3 protein-coding genes and 1 pseudogene are annotated in these 2,761 nt (G+C 69.8%); all 4 read right to left on the bottom strand.

Annotation, left to right across the window (positions count from 1 at the left end):
* A partial coding sequence (locus BITS_RS08575) for a hypothetical protein (RefSeq protein ID WP_052366686.1) occupies positions 1 to 1,525 on the bottom strand: 1,525 nt, incomplete at its 3' end.
* A gap of 11 nt (positions 1,526 to 1,536) precedes the next feature.
* Positions 1,537 to 1,866 carry a hypothetical protein gene (locus BITS_RS08565; RefSeq protein WP_034533899.1) on the bottom strand — a complete coding sequence of 110 codons (330 nt, stop codon included), beginning with the start codon at positions 1,864 to 1,866 and terminating at the stop codon, positions 1,537 to 1,539.
* A gap of 86 nt (positions 1,867 to 1,952) precedes the next feature.
* Positions 1,953 to 2,480: a hypothetical protein gene (locus BITS_RS08560; protein WP_238556587.1), complete on the bottom strand. Its 528-nt coding sequence runs from the start codon at positions 2,478 to 2,480 to the stop codon at positions 1,953 to 1,955.
* Positions 2,481 to 2,499: 19 nt separating this feature from the next.
* Positions 2,500 to 2,761 (bottom strand): annotated as a pseudogene (locus BITS_RS09585) (hypothetical protein); the annotation flags it as partial.

Here is a 2,761-nt window from a genome sequence, read left to right as displayed (position 1 = left end):
CCGCGCCCATGCCGAGCACGGACGGCATCACGCCGCCGCCCCCGCCCACGGACATCTGCACCGCGGGCACGATCGTCTTGACCAGGGCGGGCAGCGCGATGATGACCACGAGGGTCAGCACGAGCGTGATGATCTCGCTGTCCCCGCCGCCCGACGCCATGATCGCCGAACCGGCGGCGAGCATCAGCGCGGCCACGGGCTTGTACGCCAGGAACGCGAGCAGCCAGCCCATCGTCTTGGCGAACGCCTGCTTGCCCAGCTCGGTCCAGCTCATCGCCGCCCACATGGGTGCGATCCCCACCAGGACCGGCAGCAGGCCGGCCCGCAGGTACGTGAAGATCTTCGACACCGTGCCGCCGATCCACACGATGATCGTCAGCAGCAGCGCGATCGGCGCGTCCAGTTCGAAGAACTGGCTCGCCGCCAGGCTGTTCGACTCCCACGCGTCCTTCATCATCCCGCTCGCCGCCTCCAGCACGCCGCTGGTCCACGTGTCCACCACGTTCGAGAACGTGTTCACCCCGCCCGCCAGCAGAACGGCCGTGGCGATCGCCCACGCCAGGGACTTGCCCAACGGCACCAGGTCGCGGCCCTCCTGCGCGGTCACCAGCTTGAAGCCGGCCGCCATCACGCCGACGACCGCGGCGACCAGCATGAACGGGTCGACCTGCATGCGGATCCAGTCCGACACGTAGAACGACGTGCCCCCGCCCGGCGTCCACGACTGGAGCGCGGGCGTCACGGTGCCGTCCTCGGCCGTGGTCGACGTGGTCAGGAACGTCAACGCGATGCTCGCACAGGACGAACCGAGGAAGCAGCCCAGCAGGATCCACCCGAACCTGCCCAGCAGGTGCGAGTCCGCGTCCGCGTCACGGATGTTCCACACCATGCGCACGGCCAGGGCGATCAGGCTCACCGCCGCGAACACGACCAGCACGCCCTGCGAGACGTTCAGATACGGCTGCACCGCGCCGAACCACGACGAATACGCCGGAGACGCGTTCCGCCGGAGCACGTCCACGCCCCGCTCGGACGCCTCCAACGTGTTCCGGTCCGTGCTCAGCCACTCGATCGTCGAATCCGACTGCTTCCGGTACATGCTCCACAGGGACTTCTCCAGCCAGCTGAGCCTGCGGGTCTTCTGGCACGCCTGGCCGCCGCCGTCCAACGAGGCCAGCGACCACGGGCCCTCGTCCGGGGACTCCGCCTGCCTCGTGTGGCTCAACGCCATGCACTGGTAGGACGGCTGGTCCTTCATGATCTGACGCGCCGCGCCCTCGGAAAGCGTCCAATCCGCGCCCTGCCCCTTCGTCATCCACGCGACCTGGTCGGCGCCGACCAGGTCGCCGAGACCGCCGTCCGGGATGACCATCCGGTCGACGACCTGCGTGTCCGACACATCCTGGTCGCCGAACTTCAACGCATCCGTGAACGAGCTGAAATCCGGGCCGCCGCACGAGGCCAGGCCGAACACGACGGCCAGCACGGCCAGCAACGCGCCGAAACGGCGGCGTGACGATCGCATGCGAGCCCCTCTCAGCAGGCCGTGGACACGCTCATGCCCAGCGCGCTCAGGAAACTCACCGCGGACGAGACGATCACGATGCCCACCGCCCAGTTGAACAGCTTGTCCATCGTGTCGTCACGGTCGGGCACGCCGTCGCCCTGCTGGCGCAGGATATGCACGCCGATGCGGATGATCGACACCAGCGCGATCACCATGCCCAGGGCCTTGACCCAGCCCAGCACGGTCGTCACCGGCCCGGAGAACCCCGGGGGCAGGCAGGCCGCGGGATTCGTCAGATCATCCGCCACCACGACGGACACGACGGACGCCGCGGCCGGAACGATGGACAACAGGTTCATTTCATCCTCCAAACATCAACCGTCAATGGACGTACGATGCAAGTCTCACGCCCCCGCGGCCGCGCCGCGGAGGACAGGCGGACGCGTCAACGGCGCGCCCCCTCCAACGCGGACGACATCCTCCGGTACCCGGACGGCCACGACGACGGACGGCCCTCCACAGGGATCGACGCGACGTACGGCAGACGCCACAGACGCGGCGCCACCGACCCCACCTGCAGACAGCCGCGACGCAGCGCACGCGGCGGACGCGCCATGCACGCGGTCACGGCCACCCCCAGCAGCACGCAGGGCGCCAACGCGCCGGCGTCCCATTCGGCCAGCAAGGCGCGCAGCGACTCCAACCCATGAGCGGAGCCCATCGCGCACAACACGATCCGCGGCGCCCTCGCCGGACCGGCGCAGAACGGCAGCGCACGCCCCGCGTCCGCGTACAATCCCGGCGACGACGCGTATATCGTGCCGCACCCCGCGCCGCCATGCGCGGCCACCAGCCACACGCGATCCGTCACGGGCGCGTCGAACACGGGAAGCAGCCGCGTTCCCGGCCGCTCCACCGGAATAGGGGGCGGTGCGGGAACGCCAGGCGTCGTCACGGGCGGCATCGACTCCATCACACATCATCCTTTCGTTTCACAGACTCGGATCCGTCCCGCCGAACACGTCGCCGTCGGACGGGACCGGGACATCCCAACCGCCCGACGATCCGGACGGTGACGGACTTCCGCCGGACGAACCGGACGAATGGCCGCCGGACGGCCGATACCCGCCGCCCGAATACGACGGCGTGTACGACCGCTGGGGCTGCTGGGCGGCCTGCGCCTCGGCGGCGGCCCGGGCGTCCGCGTCCTGCCTGGCCTTGACCGAATCGTTCACCGCGGCCATGGCCCGGTCC

The sequence above is a fragment of the Bifidobacterium tsurumiense genome (assembly GCF_000741765.1).
Lineage (GTDB): Bacteria > Actinomycetota > Actinomycetes > Actinomycetales > Bifidobacteriaceae > Bifidobacterium > Bifidobacterium tsurumiense.
The sequence above is the reverse complement of the archived record's forward strand: the minus strand, read 5'-3'. Positions and strand labels throughout refer to the sequence as shown.

Coding starts and splice junctions, on each gene's coding strand:
- BITS_RS08565 (WP_034533899.1), bottom strand. CDS start 1,866: ATGAACCTGTTGTCCATCGTTCCGGCCGCGGCGTCCGTCGTGTCCGTC.
- BITS_RS08560 (WP_238556587.1), bottom strand. CDS start 2,480: ATGGAGTCGATGCCGCCCGTGACGACGCCTGGCGTTCCCGCACCGCCC.